This is a genomic window from Pseudocitrobacter sp. CD920760 (assembly GCF_057782505.1).
The window spans coordinates 4,475,775-4,493,411 of the sequence record NZ_CM173490.1; the positions used below are offsets into that span (position 1 = coordinate 4,475,775).

Sequence of the window (17,637 nt, forward strand, 5' to 3'; positions counted from 1 at the left end):
GCTTTTACAGGAACAGCGACGGCAGCCACAGCGACAGCGCCGGGATGTAGGTCACCAGAATCAGCACCACAAACAGCGCGAAATAGAACGGCAGCATCGCTTTCACTACCTGCTCTATCTTCAGCCCGCTCACCGCGCTCGCGACAAACAGCACGGAGCCCACCGGCGGCGTAATCAGGCCAATTCCCAGGTTGGTCATCATGATGATGCCGAAGTGCATCGGGTTTATCCCCAACTGCATCACCACCGGCAGCAGAATCGGCGTGAGGATAAGGATCAGCGGCGCCATATCCATCAGGAAGCCCAGCAGCAGCAACATCACGTTGATAATCATCAGGATGATGTATTTGTTATCCGACAGAGACAGCAGCGCGGAGGAGATCTGGCTCGGTAAATCCACCAGCATCATCACCGAACCGAAGGCTGCCGCAAAGGCTATCAGCACCATCACCATGGTGACGGTTTTAATGGTGCGGTGAATCAGCTTCGGAAAGTCGCGGAATTTATATTCGCGATAGATAAAGAAGGTGACGAACATCGCCCAGATACAGGCGATGGCCCCCGATTCCGTCGGCGTGAAGAAGCCGGAAAGGATGCCGCCTGAGATGATCACGATGGTAATCAGACCCCAGATGGCATCCAGCGCAATTTTCAGTTTGCGCCGCAGCTCTATCTTCGCCTCTTTCGGATAATTATTGCGTCGGGCGGAGATCAAACACAGCACAATCAATGTGCCACACAGAACGAAAGTGGGAACAATTCCCGCCAGAAACATACCGGGAATGGTCACCGCTGCGGTATTGGCGACAATCGCAAATAGCACCGAGTTGTGGCTCGGTGGAACCAGAATCGCCTGCACCGAGGCACTGGCGGTGAGTACTGCGCCAAAAGATCGCGGATACCCTTTGCGTTCCATTTCAGGAATTAATACCGAACCAATCGAAGCGGTATCGGCAACGGATGAACCGGAAATCGCGCCAAACAACGTGGAGGCCAGAATGTTCACCAGCGCCAGGCCACCACGGATCCAGCCGACAAACAGCCCGGCAAAATCCACCAGCCGTCGCGCCATACCGCCTTCCGCCATTATCGCCCCTGCAAATACGAAGAACGGAATCGTCAGCAGGTTGACGTTATCAGTACTATGGAAAATGGTGATGATGAGACCATCCAGCGAGAAATCCGCCATCACCGTGACCACCACGGCGGTCAGGCCAACCGCATAGGCCACCGGCATGCCAACCGCCATCAGCACAACAAACGTCACCACAAAAACAAGCAGCGTCATGTCCATATTATGAATTCCTTAGTGACCCACTTTCGGCGAGCCAAATTGCACCAGTTCCCGGTGCGTTTGCGGGCCAAACAGTAATTTTTCAACGACAAACAGCAGCGTAAAGAATGCCCCTAAAGGAACGGGAAGATGGGTGATTCCGGAGGTCAGGAAAGGCAGTGAGGGAATCACATCGTCCCAGGCGTCCTGGCAGCCGACAATACCCCATTTGATAATAAAAATGCAGGTTGCCAGCATGGCGAGATCCACGAGCAGCGCGATCCCTTTTTGCGCCGCCGCAGGAATACGATCGACCAGCATGGTGATGGCAATATGTCCACCCGCCCGATAGGCCGCCGCTGCGCCAACGAAGGAGAAGGTGATCATGCAAATTTGCGACAGCGGTTCGGGCCAGCTGGTTGACGCGTGGGGCATAAAGTCCAGCCACGCGGGAAGGTCCGGGCGAAATCGGGCGTAAATACCGATCAAATAAATAAACGTCATAAATAACAAGCTAAAACCGGACAGCCAGATACAGACCCGGTAGACATAATCCATGGCCAGAATATAGGCATTTTTCATTTTATGCTCCTACAACGACCGGGCCAGAATAAGCCAGCCCGGCACATCGGATTCTTATTTTGTTTCCTGGATTTGCTGCATCAACGCACTAAACTGTTTGCCATATTTTTCACGGACTGGCGCAGTCGCGTCGATAAAGGGTTTTTTATTCACCTTAATAAACTCCACGCCCTGGCCTTGTAATTTTTGCGTTGATTTTTCAACATACTGCGCCCACAGAACGCGTTCTTCCGCCTGCGCTTCTTTCGCCAGTTTTAAAATCAGCGCCTGATCTTCAGCAGAGAGTTTGGCCCATTTTTTCTTTGAGAAGACGAACACTTCTGGAATCATAAAGTGCTCAGTCATATCAAAGTATTTAGTGCCGGCCACCACATAGTTTTCAGTATCAAACGTCGGTTCATTGTTTTCCGCTGCGTCGATAACACCGGTTTGCAGGCTGGCAAAAACGTCGCCTACCGGAATGACGACCGGGTTTGCACCCATCGCTTTAAAGGAATCCAGGCCGATCGGGTTGTTTTGCAGGCGGATTTTCACGCCTTTCAGATCGTCGAGATTATTCACCGGTTTTTTGGTAATCAGACTACGTGAGCCCGCGTCCATCCAGCCGAGGAACACCAGGCCCAGGTTGCTGTCGGTGACTTTCTGCCCCAGTTGTTCGCCTACCTGACCATCCAGCACATGATGGAGATGATCGAGGTCGCGGAAAACAAACGGCATATTAAAGACGCTCACTTCCGGCAAAATACCGCCCACGGGTGCCATTGATACACGCAGAATATCAATCGCCCCTGCGCGCGCTTTTTCAATGGTGGCGCCTTCATCCCCCATCTGCCCATTGGGGAACATTTTTATCGCTAAACGCCCGTCCGTTTGCGCACTCAGTTTTTCGCCCATATGAATCACCGCCGCCGTGGTGGGGTAATCCGCAGGATGGACATCCGAGGCGATAAAGACGGTTTTTGCCAAAGCCATCGAAGAGGTAACCAGCAGGGATAACGCTAATAACCCGGTGGTGAGTTTCTTATTTCCCATTGTGTGCTCCATGCGTTGTATTTAATTAATAAATATATTCACAAAGATTATTTATTCATAAATAACGTTCGCACGTACTATGCAAAAACGCGAAAAGCCAATCCGTGACAGGACGCAATAAAAAAGAAAATAGCTTTTCACAAAAATAAAAAGCACGTATTGTTATTAGTGTTGTAAATACTAATAATTGAATATATCTTTAAGACAAATAAAAAAGGAGAGCGAGCGCTCTCCTTTTAAAAATAAATAACCCATCAGGCCTCAATATCCGCCATATCGCCTTTTTCCTGCAGCCAGTTGCGGCGGTCTTCCGAACGCTTCTTGGCCAGCAGCATATCCATCATGGCGTTGGTTTGCTGTTCATCTTCATCATCAATAATCAGCTGTACCAGACGGCGCGTATTCGGATCCAGCGTGGTTTCACGCAGCTGCATCGGGTTCATTTCACCCAGCCCTTTAAAGCGCTGCACGTTCGGTTTCCCTTTTTTGCGCTTCAGCTGTTCCAGCACGCCCGCTTTCTCTTCTTCGGTCAGGGCGTAATAAACTTCTTTGCCGAGATCGATACGGTAGAGCGGCGGCAGCGCCACGTAGACGTGCCCCTGTTTCACCACCGCGCGGAAGTGCTTCACAAACAGCGCGCACAGCAATGTGGCGATGTGCAGACCATCGGAGTCCGCATCCGCAAGGATACAGATCTTGCCGTAGCGCAGCTGGCTGAGATCGTCGCTGTCCGGATCGATGCCGATCGCCACGGAAATGTCGTGCACTTCCTGCGAGGCCAGCACTTCATCGGAGGAGACTTCCCAGGTGTTAAGGATCTTCCCTTTCAACGGCATGATCGCCTGATATTCACGATCGCGCGCCTGCTTGGCGGAGCCGCCTGCGGAGTCACCTTCCACAAGGAAAAGTTCGGTACGGTTGAGATCCTGCGCGGTGCAGTCCGCCAGCTTGCCAGGCAGCGCCGGGCCACTGGTCAGTTTTTTACGCACCACTTTTTTCGCCGCGCGCATGCGGCGCTGAGCGCTGGAAATCGCCATTTCGGCCAGCATTTCTGCGGCCTGCACGTTCTGGTTCAGCCACAGGGAAAACGCATCTTTCACCACGCCGGAAACAAATGCCGCGCACTGACGAGAAGAGAGGCGTTCTTTGGTCTGACCGGCAAACTGCGGATCCTGCATTTTCACCGACAGCACGTACGCGCAGCGTTCCCAGATATCATCCGCCGTCAGCTTCACGCCGCGCGGCAGAATATTGCGGTATTCACAGAATTCGCGCATCGCGTCGAGCAGGCCCTGACGCAGACCGTTAACGTGCGTACCGCCTTGCATGGTCGGGATCAGGTTAACGTAGCTTTCAGTCAGCAGCTCGCCGCCTTCCGGCAGCCACAGCAGCGCCCAGTCAACCGCTTCCGTTTCACCAGAGAACGTCCCGACAAACGGCTGTTCCGGCAGCGTCGGCAGGCCGTTCACCGCTTCTTTCAGGTAATCCGTCAGGCCGTCTTCATAACGCCAGCTCTGCTCGGTGTTATTCACTTTGTCTTTAAAGACGATTTCCACGCCAGGGCAAAGTACCGCTTTCGCTTTCAACACGTGATTCAAACGCGAAACGGAGAAGCGCGGGCTGTCGAAGAAGCTTTCGTCCGGCCAGAAGTGGACGCTGGTACCGGTATTGCGTTTACCGCAGGTGCCGGTAACGTGCAGATCTTCCACTTTATCGCCATTTTCAAAGGCGATGCTGTAGACCTGACCATCGCGACGCACGTTCACTTCCACGCGTCGGGACAAGGCGTTAACCACCGAAATCCCTACGCCGTGCAGGCCGCCGGAGAACTGGTAGTTTTTGTTGGAAAATTTACCGCCCGCATGCAGACGGCACAGAATCAGCTCGACCGCCGGTACACCCTCTTCCGGGTGAATGTCGACCGGCATGCCGCGCCCGTCATCGATAACTTCCAGCGACTGGTCAGCATGAAGAATGACTTCGACACGTTTTGCGTGGCCCGCCAGCGCTTCATCGACGCTGTTATCGATCACTTCCTGACCAAGATGGTTAGGGCGTGTAGTATCCGTGTACATTCCCGGACGGCGGCGAACCGGCTCAAGCCCGGTGAGTACCTCAATGGCATCAGCGTTATAAGAAGATTGTGTCATGATCTGTTCGTAGGTAATGGGAGCGGCTTAATGCAGCCCCAGAAAGTCGATAATCTGTGTGAAGTGATCTTCAAAGCCCACAAATGCGTGATTACCGCCCTCCTCTACCGTTTGGCGGCAGGAGGCGAAATAGTCAACGGCCTGGCGGTAATCAAGCACTTCATCGCCCGTTTGCTGCAACAACCAGATGAGATCCGGTGCTTCCAGCGGGTCAATTCGCATCACTTTGAGATCGTAAATATGGCGAGACTCTAGCACATAATGCTCACCGGTGTAGGGATTCTCGTTCGGACCGAGGAAGTTCGTTAGCAGCTCATACGGGCGTATCGCCGGGTTCACCACCACGGCGGGCAGCATGAAGCACTGCGACAACCAGGTGGCGTAATAGCCGCCCAGCGAGGAGCCGACTACACCCAGCGGTTCGCCCCCATGCTTTAACACCAGCGCTTCCAGCATTTCTGCGGCTTCAGCGGGATAGGACGGAAGTTGCGGAATCACCATGGTGATATCCGGATAATGCTCCGCCAGCCACGTTTTCAGCGCCGTCGCTTTGGCAGACCAGGGAGAGCTGTTAAACCCGTGCAGATAGAGAAGCGTAGCCATCAGTATCCTTCTGACGCGGTATCCGGGTGAAACTCCGACCCGGCAAGGCGGCAAACTTCGGTGGTTAGCGAGCCATCAGCATGCAGCTCCAGCCAGCGCCAGCCCGGAGAAACGGTATCCAGCGTAAAGTTGGCGCAATGCGGCTTAAACTGCACGCAGGTGGACGGTGTCGCCATCATCCGGCGGCCGTTCCAGTCGAGGTCAAGTTCCTGATGGATATGGCCGCATAGCAGGTTCTTCACCTTCGGGAAATTCACCAGCACGTTATCCAGCGACGCGGCGTTGCGCAAGCTGTGCTGATCGAGCCAGCTGCATCCTGCAGGCAATGGATGATGGTGCAACAGCAGCAGCGTGTGACGTTCCGGCTCTTCTGCCAGCCGCTTTTCCAGCCACTCCAGTTGAAATTCGCTCAGTTCGCCATGCGGCACGCCAAAGACCTGGCTGTCGAGCAGCAGGATTTGCCAGTGCTCGCCCACCATCACGCGCTTGGCCGGGGAGATTCCGGCGTCCTGGAGCGTACTGTACATGGCGGGTTGGAAGTCATGGTTGCCAGGTAGCCAAACGCAGGGCGCAGAAAATCGCGCGATGCCTTCAGCGAAGTGCTGATAGGCCGCGGAGGTGTGATCCTGCGCTAAGTCGCCGGTTGCGACAACCAGATCGACTTCACGCTGCGAAGCGTTAATCGCTTCGAGCACGGCGTGATAACTGTCCCAGGTATTCACGCCCAACAGCGTTTCACTCTTTTTAGCGAACAGGTGAGTATCAGTAATTTGCAGTAACCTGACACTGGCCCCACCAGCCAGAGGAAGGTTTAACAGGCTTTCCAAATGGTGTCCTTAGGTTTCACGATGCTTAAACCGGAATCGCCATCGCTCCATATGCTAAACAGTAACGTAACCAGTCAGCCAGAAACTGGTTAATTTGATGCTTTTCGTCGCGTTGATGCAACTTTTTATTAGGATAATCATAACGTGCTTTGAAGCGAAAAATCTGCTGACTCGAACACACTTCAGCCACCATGGCATCATGATACAGGCGTACCGTCATTGACGGCAGGCTCCAGTAGCTAACTTTCGGGTGTGTCTGCTCTATCTCAACCAGCGTTGTGTAACGCGTTGATTCGACAATCGTTAACCGATATTGCGCATTCGCCACCTGATAGTTCACTGCGTCGCCGGGCGTATCGGTGCGCGGCAGTAATCGGCGTAGCTGGGCGAAATTGGTTTCGCAAAGCCGCATCATTTCAGGGAAGTCAGGTGTATAGCGCTTCATTTTAACCACTCTTGTCGTAAGTCTTGATAATGCAACTGCAGCCATTGCAAAGCGATGACCGTCGCCGCGTTGTCGATTTTTCCCTCTTCTACCCACTGATAAGCTTGTTCCCGACTTACCACATGAACCCGAATGTCTTCGTTTTCTTCTGCCAGGCCATGAATACCTTTAGCCGTCGTTGCGTCCACTTCGCCCGCTAATATAGAAAGGCGCTCACTGGTTCCGCCTGGGCTTGCCAGGTAACTCAGCATTTTTTTCGTGCGCCCGACGATTAAGCCCGCCTCTTCTACTGCTTCCCGGCGCGCCACATCCTCGATGGTTTCGCCTTCTTCGATCATACCGGCCACCATCTCCAGCAACCACGGGCTTTCGCTGGTGTCGAATGCGGCGATGCGGATCTGTTCAATCAGCACAACTTCATCCCGCACAGGGTCAAAGGGTAGCAAGACTGCGGCGTGACCGCGCTCAAAAATTTCGCGTTTTACCTCGCCACTCATTTCTCCGTTGAATAAACGATGACGAAAACGATACAAATCAAGCGAAAAAAAACCGCTGTACAGCGTTTCCCGTGCAATAATTTCTACATCGTTTTTCGAGAACGTAACCACTGAGTCATTCGTCTTAGTCATGATTGGTTCCAATTGCATTTGTGCTGAAATTGTGGATTTCGGGTCAGTTTGGCTACCGTTTAGCTGACTGTATGCTAGATTGATGCAAATTAACGCCGCATGGCACATTACGCCAACTTTTTAAACTGGCAGACTCTGATACAATCGGCGAATATTTTTCTGAATTAGATCAGCGCTAAGCTTCACAACAAGGAATGCAAATGAAGAAATTGCTCCCCATCCTTATTGGCCTGAGCCTTACGGGTTTCAGCGCAATGAGCCAGGCAGAGAACCTGCTGCAAGTGTATCAGCAGGCGCGTTTAAGCAACCCTGACCTGCGTAAATCCGCAGCAGATCGCGATGCTGCCTTTGAAAAGATTAACGAAGCGCGTAGCCCACTGTTACCACAGCTTGGCCTGGGTGCTGATTATACCTATAACAACGGCTATCGTGACAACAACGGCGTCAACTCTAACGTCAGCAGTGCGTCGTTACAGTTAACGCAAACGTTGTTTGATATGTCGAAATGGCGTGCCCTGACGCTGCAAGAAAAAAGCGCCGGTATTCAGGACGTCACTTATCAGACTGACCAGCAGCAGCTTATTCTGAACACGGCGACGGCCTACTTTAACGTGCTGAGCGCGATTGATGCGCTTTCCTATACTGAAGCGCAGAAACAGGCTATCTACCGTCAGTTGGATCAAACCACTCAGCGCTTTAACGTCGGTCTGGTTGCTATTACCGACGTTCAGAACGCCCGTTCACAGTACGATACCGTGCTGGCGAATGAAGTGACCGCGCGTAACAATCTCGACAACGCCGTTGAAGCGCTGCGTCAGGTCACCGGTAACTACTACCCGGAACTCTCTTCGCTGAACGTTGACAGCTTCTCTACCGACAAGCCGAAAGCGGTCAATGCGCTGCTGAAGGAAGCGGAAAGCCGCAACCTGGCGCTGTTGCAGGCACGCCTGAGCCAGGACCTGGCTCGCGAGCAGATTCGCCAGGCACAGGACGGTCACCTGCCGACTCTGGACCTGAACGCGTCTACCAGCGTGTCCAACACCAAATATGACGGCAGCAAAACCGGTGGCAGCACCTATGCTGACCGCGATATCGGCCAGAACTCTATCGGCCTGAGTTTCAACCTGCCAATCTACAGCGGCGGTTCGGTGACCTCTCAGGTTAAACAGGCGCAGTACAACTTTGTTGGCGCAAGCGAGCAGTTGGAAAGCGCGCACCGTACCGTGGTACAGACCGTGCGTTCTTCCTTCAATAACGTCAATGCCTCTATCAGCAGCATCAACGCCTATAAACAAGCCGTTGTCTCTGCACAGAGTTCATTAGACGCGATGGAAGCCGGTTACTCAGTCGGTACCCGTACCATCGTTGACGTGTTGGATGCGACCACCACGCTGTATAACGCCAAGCAGCAACTCTCCAGCGCGCGTTATAACTACCTGATTAACCAGCTGAATATCAAATCTGCGCTCGGTACTCTGAACGAACAGGATCTGCAGGCGCTGAACAGCACGCTGGGTAAACCGGTTTCAACGACGCCTGAGTCTGTTGCCCCGGAAAATCCAAAGCAGGATGCTTCAGCAGACGGCTATAACGGCGCGACCACTACCGCGAATCGTTAAGCTCAACGCCGTATAAAAACGCCACGCCGAACACGCGTGGCGTTTTACATTGCGCAGAACGTAAGGCAACGTAAAGATCCCCCTGTTTCTTCCCCTTCTCGCTTCATTTTCAACCAGTCATCCACTATCCTGAGCGCTAATGCTCTACCACTGGGTCCAGGAAGATAACGATGAAACGGACAAATAATATTAAGCACGCCGCTTTTCGCAAAAGCTGGAGTGCACGCCATTTAACACCGGTTGCTTTCGCTGTCACTGCCGTCTTTATGCTGGCGGGCTGTGAGCAAAGTGACGAAACGGTCACCCTCTATCAAAACGCGGACGACTGCTCGGCAGCCAACCCGGGGAAAGGTGCGGAATGTACTACCGCCTTTAATAACGCACAGAAAGAAGCGGAACGTACTGCGCCGAAATATGCCACGCGTGAAGATTGCGTAGCGGAATTTGGTGAAGGTCAGTGTCAGCAAACGCCAGCTCAGGCAGGTGTTGCGCCAGAAAACCAGGCTCAGGCACAAAGCAGCGGCAGCTTCTGGATGCCGTTGATGGCCGGTTACATGATGGGTCGTATGATGGGCGGCGGCGCGGGTTTCCAGCAGCAGCCAGTGTTCACATCCAAAAATCCATCCAGCCCGGCGTACGGTAAATACACCGATGCCAGCGGCAAAAACTACGGCGCCGCGCAACCAGGTCGCTCCATGACCGTACCGAAAACCGCGATGGCGCCAAAACCGGCAACCACCAACACGGTCACCCGTGGCGGCTTTGGCGAGTCTGTTGCGAAACAGTCGACAATGCAGCGTAGCAGCGCCTCCGGCACTTCTTCTCGCTCAATGGGCGGCTAAGTCAGATGGAAAGAATCAGTATTACAGAGCGCCCGGACTGGCGTGAAAAAGCTACTGAATATGGCTTTAACTTCCACACCATGTACGGCGAGCCGTACTGGAGCGAAGAAGCGTATTACAAGTTGACCCTGGCCCAGGTTGAAAAACTGGAAGACGTCACCGCAGAACTGCACCAGATGTGTTTAAAAGTGGTGGAGCGCGTAGTCGCCAGCGATGAGCTGATGACCAAATTCCGCATTCCGAAACACACCTGGGGCTTCGTGCGCCAGTCGTGGCAGACGCATCAGCCTTCGCTCTATTCACGCATGGATCTGGCGTGGAATGGCGTGGGCGAGCCGAAGCTGCTCGAGAACAACGCCGATACCCCAACCTCACTGTACGAAGCGGCGTTTTTCCAGTGGATCTGGCTGGAAGATCAGCTCAATGCCGGTAACCTGCCGCAAGGGAGCGATCAGTTCAACAGCCTGCAAGAAAAGATCATCGAGCGCTTCACCGAGCTGCGTGAGCAGCATGGTTTTCAGCTGCTGCACCTGACCTGCTGTCGCGATACCGTGGAAGATCGTGGAACCGTGCAATATCTGCAGGATTGCGCGGCAGAAGCGGAAGTGGCAACCGAATTCCTGTACATCGAAGATATTGGCCTGGGTGAAAAAGGTCAGTTTACCGATCTTCAGGATCAGGTTATCGGTAATCTCTTTAAGCTCTATCCGTGGGAATATATGCTGCGCGAGATGTTCTCAACCAAGCTGGAAGACGCTGGCGTGCGCTGGCTGGAACCGGCATGGAAGAGCATTATTTCCAACAAAGCACTGCTGCCACTGCTGTGGGAAATGTTCCCGGATCACCCGAATTTGCTGCCCGCTTATTTTGCCGAAGACGATCATCCGCAGATGGACAAATATGTGGTGAAACCGATCTTCTCCCGCGAAGGCGCCAATATTTCGATCATTGAGAACGGCAAAACGCTGGAACAGGTTGAGGGGCCTTACGGTGAAGAAGGCATGATCGTGCAGCAGTTCCATCCGCTGCCAAAATTTGGTGACAGTTATACGCTGATTGGCAGCTGGCTTATCAACGATCAACCGGCCGGAATTGGCATTCGCGAAGACCGCGCGCTGATCACGCAGGATCTCTCTCGCTTCTATCCGCATATTTTTGTGGAGTAAGCTTTGTTCCAGATACCGCCCCTTCGCAGGGCGGTATTTTCTCTTCGCGCCAACGACGAATCATCTCCAGCAACGCATCTCTTTCCTGCCGACAGGCGCGGCGCTCACGCCTGACATGGTAAATAGCATATCCCGCCAGTACAGCAATCAAAGCCATCCAGTACCACGCTATATACATTCTTTCATCCTTAAAAGTTAAAATTATTTTACATTCAACACTCTCACTTCACATCAATATATATTCATTTGTTTATTCATTAAGAATATCCCGCAACTTATCATCGAAACAAATAAACTAAATTCAACTTTGAAAGAGTTACATTATGCTATTTAAAACAATGTAATCAGGATCACACTCTATAACAATAGCGGTTGTGGTTGATATATCACACACCTACTATCCGAATAAATAAAGCTGATTCATATATTTATAAAAAACATATTTAAAAAGAAAAGATAGATTTCATACTCATTCAGAAAAAACGATGTTTGTTATCTCATAAATAATCCACGGGAATATATAAGGAAATATCGTTATGTTTAATCAATATCGAAAAACGTTCCTCGCGGGCGCGGTGGCACTTACCTTTAGCGTATCAAGCGCAGGCGTGCTGGCCGCAGGTTTTCAACCAGCCCCACCGGCGGGTCATCTGGGAGCTGTCGTCGTTGATCCCTACGGTCACGCACCATTAACTGCGCTGGTTGAACTCGATAGCCACACGATCTCCGATGTAAAAGTCACCGTACACGGTAAAGGCGAGAAAGGTGTGCCAATCAGTTACAGCGTGGGCGATGAATCGCTGAAGAACTACGACGGTATCCCTATTTTTGGGTTGTATCAGAAGTTTGCCAACAACGTCACCGTGGAATGGAAAGAGAACGGCAAACCCATGAAGGACGATTATGTGGTGCAGACCTCCGCTATCGTCAACCACTATATGGACAACCGCTCTATCTCTGACCTGCAACAACCGAAAGTCGTTAAAGTCGCGAAAGGCTTTGAAGATCGCCTCTATATGGTGAATACGCACACCTTCACCGCGCAGGGCTCTGACCTGCACTGGCACGGCGAGAAAGCAAAAGACGCCGGTATTCTCGACGCAGGCCCGGCAACCGGTGCGCTGGCCTTTGACATCGCGCCCTTCACCTTTGTGGTGGATACCGAAGGGGAATATCGCTGGTGGCTGGACCAGGAAACCTTCTACGATGGGCATGACCGCAACATCAATAAACGCGGCTACCTGATGGGTATTCGCGAAACGCCACGTGGAACCTACACGGCAGTGCAGGGCCAGCACTGGTATGAATTCGACATGATGGGCCAGGTACTGGAAGATCACAAACTGCCGCGCGGGTTTGTCGATGCCACCCACGAATCTATCGAAACGTCGAAAGGCACCGTGCTGTTGCGCGTCGGCAAACACAGCTATCGCCGCGATGACGGCGTGCACGTCAACACTATCCGCGACCATATTCTGGAAGTCGATAAATCAGGTCGTGTGGTTGACGTCTGGGACCTCAACAAAATTCTCGACCCGATGCGTGATTCGCTGCTTGGGGCGCTGGATGCCGGTGCCGTCTGTGTAAACGTCGACCTGGCACACGCGGGCCAGCAGGCGAAACTTGAGCCAGATACACCGTTTGGTGATGCGCTGGGCGTAGGGCCAGGACGCAACTGGGCGCACGTTAACTCAATTGCTTATGATGCCAAAGACGACTCCATTATTATTTCTTCACGCCACCAGGGCGTGTTCAAAATTGGCCGTGATAAGCAGGTGAAATGGATCCTTGCACCGTCCAAAGGCTGGAATAAACAGCTGGCGGGCAAACTGCTCAAACCGGTTGATGATAAAGGGAAACCGATTAGCTGTGATGAAAACGGCAACTGCCAGAACAGTGATTTCGACTTCACCTATACCCAGCATACCGCGTGGCTCTCCAGCAAAGGCACACTCACCGTCTTTGATAACGGCGATGGTCGTCATCTGGAACAACCAGCCCTGCCAACGATGAAATATTCCCGTTTCGTGGAATATAAAATCGACGAGAAAAAAGGCACCGTCCAGCAGGTTTGGGAATACGGTAAAGATCGCGGCTACGACTTCTACAGCCCGATTACGTCCATCATCGAATATGAAAAAGACCGCAACACGATGTTTGGCTTCAGCGGTTCAATTCATCTATTCGACGTTGGTCAACCGACCATTGGTAAGCTCAATGAAATTGACTACAAAACCAAAGAAGTGAAAGTCGAAATCGACGTTCTGTCGGATAAACCGAATCAGACCCACTACCGTGCAATGCTGGTTCATCCACAGCAAATGTTTAAATAAGAAGGAATGGCTATGTCTACGAAATGGATAAAATCATTATTCACCGGCGTGGTACTCACCGCCGCGCTGACGACGTCTTTTGCAGCATCGGCTTTCACCGAAGGCACGGACTACATGGTGCTGGAGAAACCGATTCCCAATGCCGATAAAACGCTGATTAAAGTCTTCAGCTATGCCTGCCCATTCTGCTACAAGTACGACAAAGCGGTGACCGGCCCGGTGTCTGAAAAAGTGAAAGATGTAGTGGCCTTCACGCCATTCCATCTGGAAACCAAAGGTGAATATGGCAAGCAGGCCAGCGAAGTGTTTGCTGTGTTAATTGCCAAAGATAAAGCCGCAGGCATTTCTCTTTTTGATGCTAACTCACAGTTTAAAAAAGCAAAATTCGCTTACTACGCAGCGTATCACGACAAAAAAGAGCGCTGGTCTGACGGTAAAGATCCCGCTGCCTTTATCAAAACCGGCCTTGATGCCGCGGGTATGAGCCAGGCTGATTTTGAAACCGCGCTGAAGGAACCTGCGGTTCAGGAAACGCTGGAAAAATGGAAAGCAGCCTACGATGTGGCCAAAATCCAGGGCGTTCCGGCCTATGTAGTTAATGGTAAATATCTGATCTACACCAAGAATATTAAATCCATCGACGCTATGGCAGACCTGATTCACGAACTGGCGAGCAAATAACACAGGGAAATGCTTATGGCTTTCATTAAGGGATTATTGAGAGACCTGCGCAAAACGCCGGTCGATACGCTGGTGAGGTGGCAGGAACGGCGCTTTCTGTGGCTGTTTATGGCTATCGCAATGGGCGCGCTTATCGTGCTGGCGCACTCATTCTTCCAGATCTATCTCTACATGGCACCGTGCGAACAGTGTGTTTATATTCGCTACGCGATGTTTGTGATGGTGTTTGGCGGCGTAATTGCGGCGATAAACCCAAAAAACATTATCCTGAAGCTGATTGGCTGCGTGATGGCGTTCTACGGCAGCATCATGGGGATCAAGTTTTCGATCAAGCTGAACGGTATCCATTATGCGGTGCATAACCCGGACCCCGACGCGCTGTTTGGCGTGCAGGGCTGTTCAACAGATCCTACTTTTCCCTTTAATCTGCCGCTGGCGCAGTGGGCGCCGGAATGGTTTAAACCGACCGGCGACTGCGGCTATGATGCGCCCATCGTGCCTGATGGCGTCACACTTAGTAGCACCCAACACTGGTTTGTTAATTTGTACCAAAGCTCAGAAGGCTGGTATCTCCTGCCGCCATGGCATTTTATGAATATGGCGCAGGCGTGCATGCTGGCTTTCGGAACTTGCCTGGTGCTGCTGCTGATTATGAGCGCAGCCTGGGGCATAAAGCTTATCAGAGGATGAAAAAAGCCTGATGGCGCTGCGCTTATCAGGCCTACCGACAGTCCGTAACACATTAACAGAGCGGGCTATTCGTAGGCCGGGTAAGCGCAGGGCCACCCGGCAAAAAACTACCCGATTTGAACAGACAACATGCTTAAGCTTCCCATCTCCAGCCCGTCCACCGGAATCGTGATAGGCTCTTCGCCATCCCAGGCGCCCAGCACATACAGCAGAGGCAGGAAGTGATCCGCCGTCGGGTTCGACAATGCTCCCCCTTCGTGCTCCAGATAGTTCACCAGCGGATGCTGCTCCAGCGACCCTTTCCAGTTCAGGTTGGCTTTCACGTAGTCGTTAAACGACGTTGCCCACGGGTACGGCGTGCCATCTCCGTGCCATTTCGCGGTCCGCAGGTTATGCACCACGTTGCCGCTGGCCACCAGCATAATCCCCTCATCGCGCAGGCTGGCGAGCTTACGCCCCATCTCCATATGCCACGCCGCCGGTTTGGTGCTATCGATGCTTAACTGCACCATCGGAATATCCGCGTTAGGGTACATCTTGATCAACACGCCCCATGAGCCGTGGTCAAAACCCCAGGCTTCATTGTCCAGCGTCACAGGCACCGGTGACAGCAGTTCAACTAATTTCTGCGCCAATGCCGGAGACCCTGGTGCCGGGTAGTGAATGTCATACAGCGCCTGCGGGAAGCCGCCAAAATCATGAATCGTTTTCGGCGTTTCCATGGCCGTCACGCCGGTTCCCCGGGTGAACCAGTGGGCGGAAATCACCACAATTGCTTTTGGACGAGGCAACGTCTCGCCCAGACGCTGCCAGGTACGGGTATAGATGTTGTCTTCCAGCACGTTCATCGGGCTACCGTGACCTAAAAACAACGCTGGCATTCGGGTACGAGACATGGTGTTATCCTCATAAAGAGTACGATGTAATAACACTACATTAACCTGTTTTAGACAGGGTGAAACTCAGATAAGCGTGATGATGATCTTCAGAAAATTTGAATGTAAGCTGGAGTAAAGACGCAATAAGTCTCTCGTAATGGACGACAACTTTTAGTATAAATGATAATCATTATCATAAGGAGTAAACGATGTCGGTACCCTTAATTCTGACCTTATTAGCGGGTGCGGCCACGTTTATTGGCGCCATCCTTGGCGTTATCGGGCAAAAACCATCTAACCGCGTGCTGGCGTTTTCTCTCGGCTTTGCCGCAGGAATAATGCTGCTGATTTCATTGATGGAAATGCTACCAGCCGCGCTGAAAACAGAAGGCATGTCCCCGCTACTGGGCTATGGCATGTTCGTCGTCGGGCTGCTTGGCTATTTTGCCCTTGACCGTCTGTTACCGCATGCGCATCCACAGGATTTGCCCCCTGCGGACGTGAAACCCCTGCCGTCCAACCTTCGCCGCACGGCGATATTATTAACGCTGGGGATCAGCCTGCATAATTTCCCGGAGGGGATAGCCACTTTTGTAACGGCCAGCAATAATCTTGAACTCGGCGTCGGTATTGCCTTTGCCGTCGCCCTGCACAATATTCCCGAGGGTCTTGCCGTTTCCGGGCCGATATATGCAGCAACAGGCTCCAAGCGCAAGGCGGTATTCTGGGCAGGCATTTCAGGGATGGCGGAAATTCTTGGCGGCGTTCTGGCATGGCTTATCCTCGGCAGTCTGGTATCTCCGGTGGTCATGGCGGCGATTATGGCGGCAGTGGCTGGCATTATGGTGGCGCTGTCGGTTGATGAATTAATGCCGTTGGCAAAAGAAATCGACCCTAATAACAACCCAAGCTACGGTGTTCTTTGCGGGATGTCGGTGATGGGACTAAGTCTGGTACTGCTACAAGCGATTGGCTTGGGCTAACATTCTGCGCCATGCGGTAAATGAGTCGTATGGCGCATATCGTTTGTTTTCTACGTTACATATGCTAACTAAATGTAATCTTAATTCCTGGTTATTTTATTGAAACATTTAAATTTTATTGATTTAATAATTACGAAAACAACTAACGCCGCCCCGAATATAATCAAACGGTAAATACAATCCCCCAAAAGCATTAACAAACAAAATTATTTAAGATTACCTTCTGCACGCATTTAATTTAACTAAAACCAGCTTACTATTTCTTACGATATACTCCAGCCTTAGCCCCCTCCCATTAAAAATATTAGCCCTCTTCACAAAGGATATATTGTATGAATTCAGGAAAAAAAGCATTACTGGCGCTAATGATGACCGCGCTCACTTCCGGTTATGCGCTGGCGGAGGTTGATGGCGGCAGTGGTAAAATTACCTTTACCGGTCTGGTCATCAGCGCGCCATGCTCCATCAAAAAAGAGGATGTCGATAAAAAGGTTGATCTTGGCGATGTAACCGATACTTATATTAATACCAACATCCACTCTGAACCCGCCGATTCCAGCATTACGCTAGAAAACTGCGCTCTTAAAAACGCCGACGATGGTGCCGGCGGGACGATATCGAAAGTCAACGTCACTTTCACCAGTACAAGCGTCGTCAATGGCACTCAACTGCTCAGTAATACCTTTGCAGGCGGCGCCACCAATGTTGGTGTGCGTCTGAGGGACGGCGACGGTAACAATATAACATTGGGTACAGCAAAAGAACTCATATTGAACGTAGATTCCAGTACGCAAATCCTGCCGTTCCAGGCGTGGATGGAAAAAATCGGCTCCGATAATGTCACCGCTGGCGACGTCACCGCAACTGCAAACTATACGCTGATATATAACTAAGAATCCCGGTG

Annotated in this window: 17 protein-coding genes; 8 read left to right on the forward strand and 9 right to left on the reverse strand. The window is 51.9% G+C overall.

Annotation, left to right across the window (positions count from 1 at the left end; translation table 11 throughout):
• Nucleotides 1–4: 4 nt before the first annotated feature.
• The 8 genes from AC1MKH_RS20960 to nudF all read right to left on the reverse strand — a co-directional run bounded on the left by AC1MKH_RS20960 (nt 5) and on the right by nudF (nt 7,541).
• Nucleotides 5–1,294, reverse strand: a complete 1,290-nt coding sequence (locus AC1MKH_RS20960) for a TRAP transporter large permease (protein ID WP_276223206.1) — start codon at nt 1,292–1,294, stop codon at nt 5–7.
• A 12-nt stretch (nt 1,295–1,306) separates the two neighbouring features.
• Nucleotides 1,307–1,855, reverse strand: a complete 549-nt coding sequence (locus AC1MKH_RS20965) for a TRAP transporter small permease (RefSeq protein ID WP_276223207.1) — start codon at nt 1,853–1,855, stop codon at nt 1,307–1,309.
• A gap of 54 nt (nt 1,856–1,909) precedes the next feature.
• Nucleotides 1,910–2,887 (reverse strand): TRAP transporter substrate-binding protein, encoded by a 978-nt coding sequence (locus tag AC1MKH_RS20970; protein ID WP_276223208.1) that lies wholly within the window; start codon nt 2,885–2,887, stop codon nt 1,910–1,912.
• A gap of 254 nt (nt 2,888–3,141) precedes the next feature.
• Nucleotides 3,142–5,037: a DNA topoisomerase IV subunit B gene (parE, locus tag AC1MKH_RS20975; RefSeq protein ID WP_276223209.1), complete on the reverse strand. Its 1,896-nt coding sequence runs from the start codon at nt 5,035–5,037 to the stop codon at nt 3,142–3,144.
• A 27-nt stretch (nt 5,038–5,064) separates the two neighbouring features.
• Nucleotides 5,065–5,640: an esterase YqiA gene (gene yqiA / locus AC1MKH_RS20980; protein WP_015962974.1), complete on the reverse strand. Its 576-nt coding sequence runs from the start codon at nt 5,638–5,640 to the stop codon at nt 5,065–5,067.
• Entirely contained in the window at nt 5,640–6,467 is an 828-nt protein-coding gene (gene cpdA / locus AC1MKH_RS20985) for a 3',5'-cyclic-AMP phosphodiesterase (protein WP_276223210.1), read from the reverse strand. Before cpdA ends, yqiA begins: the two co-directional genes overlap by 1 nt.
• Before the next feature lie 25 nt (nt 6,468–6,492).
• The gene (locus AC1MKH_RS20990) at nt 6,493–6,912 is read right to left on the reverse strand and encodes a DUF1249 family protein (RefSeq protein WP_015962972.1); all 420 of its coding nucleotides are present in this window, start codon (nt 6,910–6,912) and stop codon (nt 6,493–6,495) included.
• The gene (gene nudF / locus AC1MKH_RS20995; protein ID WP_015962971.1) at nt 6,909–7,541 is read right to left on the reverse strand and encodes an ADP-ribose diphosphatase; all 633 of its coding nucleotides are present in this window, start codon (nt 7,539–7,541) and stop codon (nt 6,909–6,911) included. Before nudF ends, AC1MKH_RS20990 begins: the two co-directional genes overlap by 4 nt.
• Before the next feature lie 200 nt (nt 7,542–7,741).
• Between nudF and tolC the strand changes: the two genes are divergently transcribed.
• The 6 genes from tolC to dsbI all read left to right on the forward strand — a co-directional run bounded on the left by tolC (nt 7,742) and on the right by dsbI (nt 14,872).
• Nucleotides 7,742–9,160: an outer membrane channel protein TolC gene (gene tolC, locus AC1MKH_RS21000; protein ID WP_276223211.1), complete on the forward strand. Its 1,419-nt coding sequence runs from the start codon at nt 7,742–7,744 to the stop codon at nt 9,158–9,160.
• Nucleotides 9,161–9,330: 170 nt separating this feature from the next.
• Nucleotides 9,331–10,002: a DUF1190 family protein gene (locus AC1MKH_RS21005; RefSeq protein WP_276223212.1), complete on the forward strand. Its 672-nt coding sequence runs from the start codon at nt 9,331–9,333 to the stop codon at nt 10,000–10,002.
• Nucleotides 10,003–10,007: 5 nt separating this feature from the next.
• On the forward strand, nt 10,008–11,168 hold the full coding sequence (locus AC1MKH_RS21010) for a glutathionylspermidine synthase family protein (RefSeq protein ID WP_276223213.1): 1,161 nt from the start codon (nt 10,008–10,010) through the stop codon (nt 11,166–11,168).
• A gap of 536 nt (nt 11,169–11,704) precedes the next feature.
• On the forward strand, nt 11,705–13,501 hold the full coding sequence (locus AC1MKH_RS21015) for an aryl-sulfate sulfotransferase (RefSeq protein WP_276223214.1): 1,797 nt from the start codon (nt 11,705–11,707) through the stop codon (nt 13,499–13,501).
• Nucleotides 13,502–13,513: 12 nt separating this feature from the next.
• Complete coding sequence (locus AC1MKH_RS21020) at nt 13,514–14,182, forward strand: thiol:disulfide interchange protein DsbA/DsbL (protein ID WP_276223215.1); 669 nt, start codon at nt 13,514–13,516, stop codon at nt 14,180–14,182.
• Nucleotides 14,183–14,197: 15 nt separating this feature from the next.
• Complete coding sequence (gene dsbI / locus AC1MKH_RS21025; protein WP_276223216.1) at nt 14,198–14,872, forward strand: protein-disulfide oxidoreductase DsbI; 675 nt, start codon at nt 14,198–14,200, stop codon at nt 14,870–14,872.
• Nucleotides 14,873–14,979: 107 nt separating this feature from the next.
• Here the strand turns inward: dsbI and ygiD are convergent, their stop codons facing one another.
• On the reverse strand, nt 14,980–15,768 hold the full coding sequence (gene ygiD / locus AC1MKH_RS21030) for a 4,5-DOPA-extradiol-dioxygenase (protein ID WP_276223217.1): 789 nt from the start codon (nt 15,766–15,768) through the stop codon (nt 14,980–14,982).
• A 191-nt stretch (nt 15,769–15,959) separates the two neighbouring features.
• On the opposite strand from ygiD, the gene zupT reads away from it, so the two are divergent.
• Both zupT and AC1MKH_RS21040 read left to right on the forward strand, forming a co-directional pair.
• The gene (zupT, locus tag AC1MKH_RS21035; RefSeq protein ID WP_276223218.1) at nt 15,960–16,733 is read left to right on the forward strand and encodes a zinc transporter ZupT; all 774 of its coding nucleotides are present in this window, start codon (nt 15,960–15,962) and stop codon (nt 16,731–16,733) included.
• A gap of 332 nt (nt 16,734–17,065) precedes the next feature.
• Nucleotides 17,066–17,626, forward strand: coding sequence for a fimbrial protein (locus AC1MKH_RS21040; RefSeq protein ID WP_276223219.1), 561 nt, complete (start codon nt 17,066–17,068; stop codon nt 17,624–17,626).
• Nucleotides 17,627–17,637 lie beyond the last annotated feature (11 nt).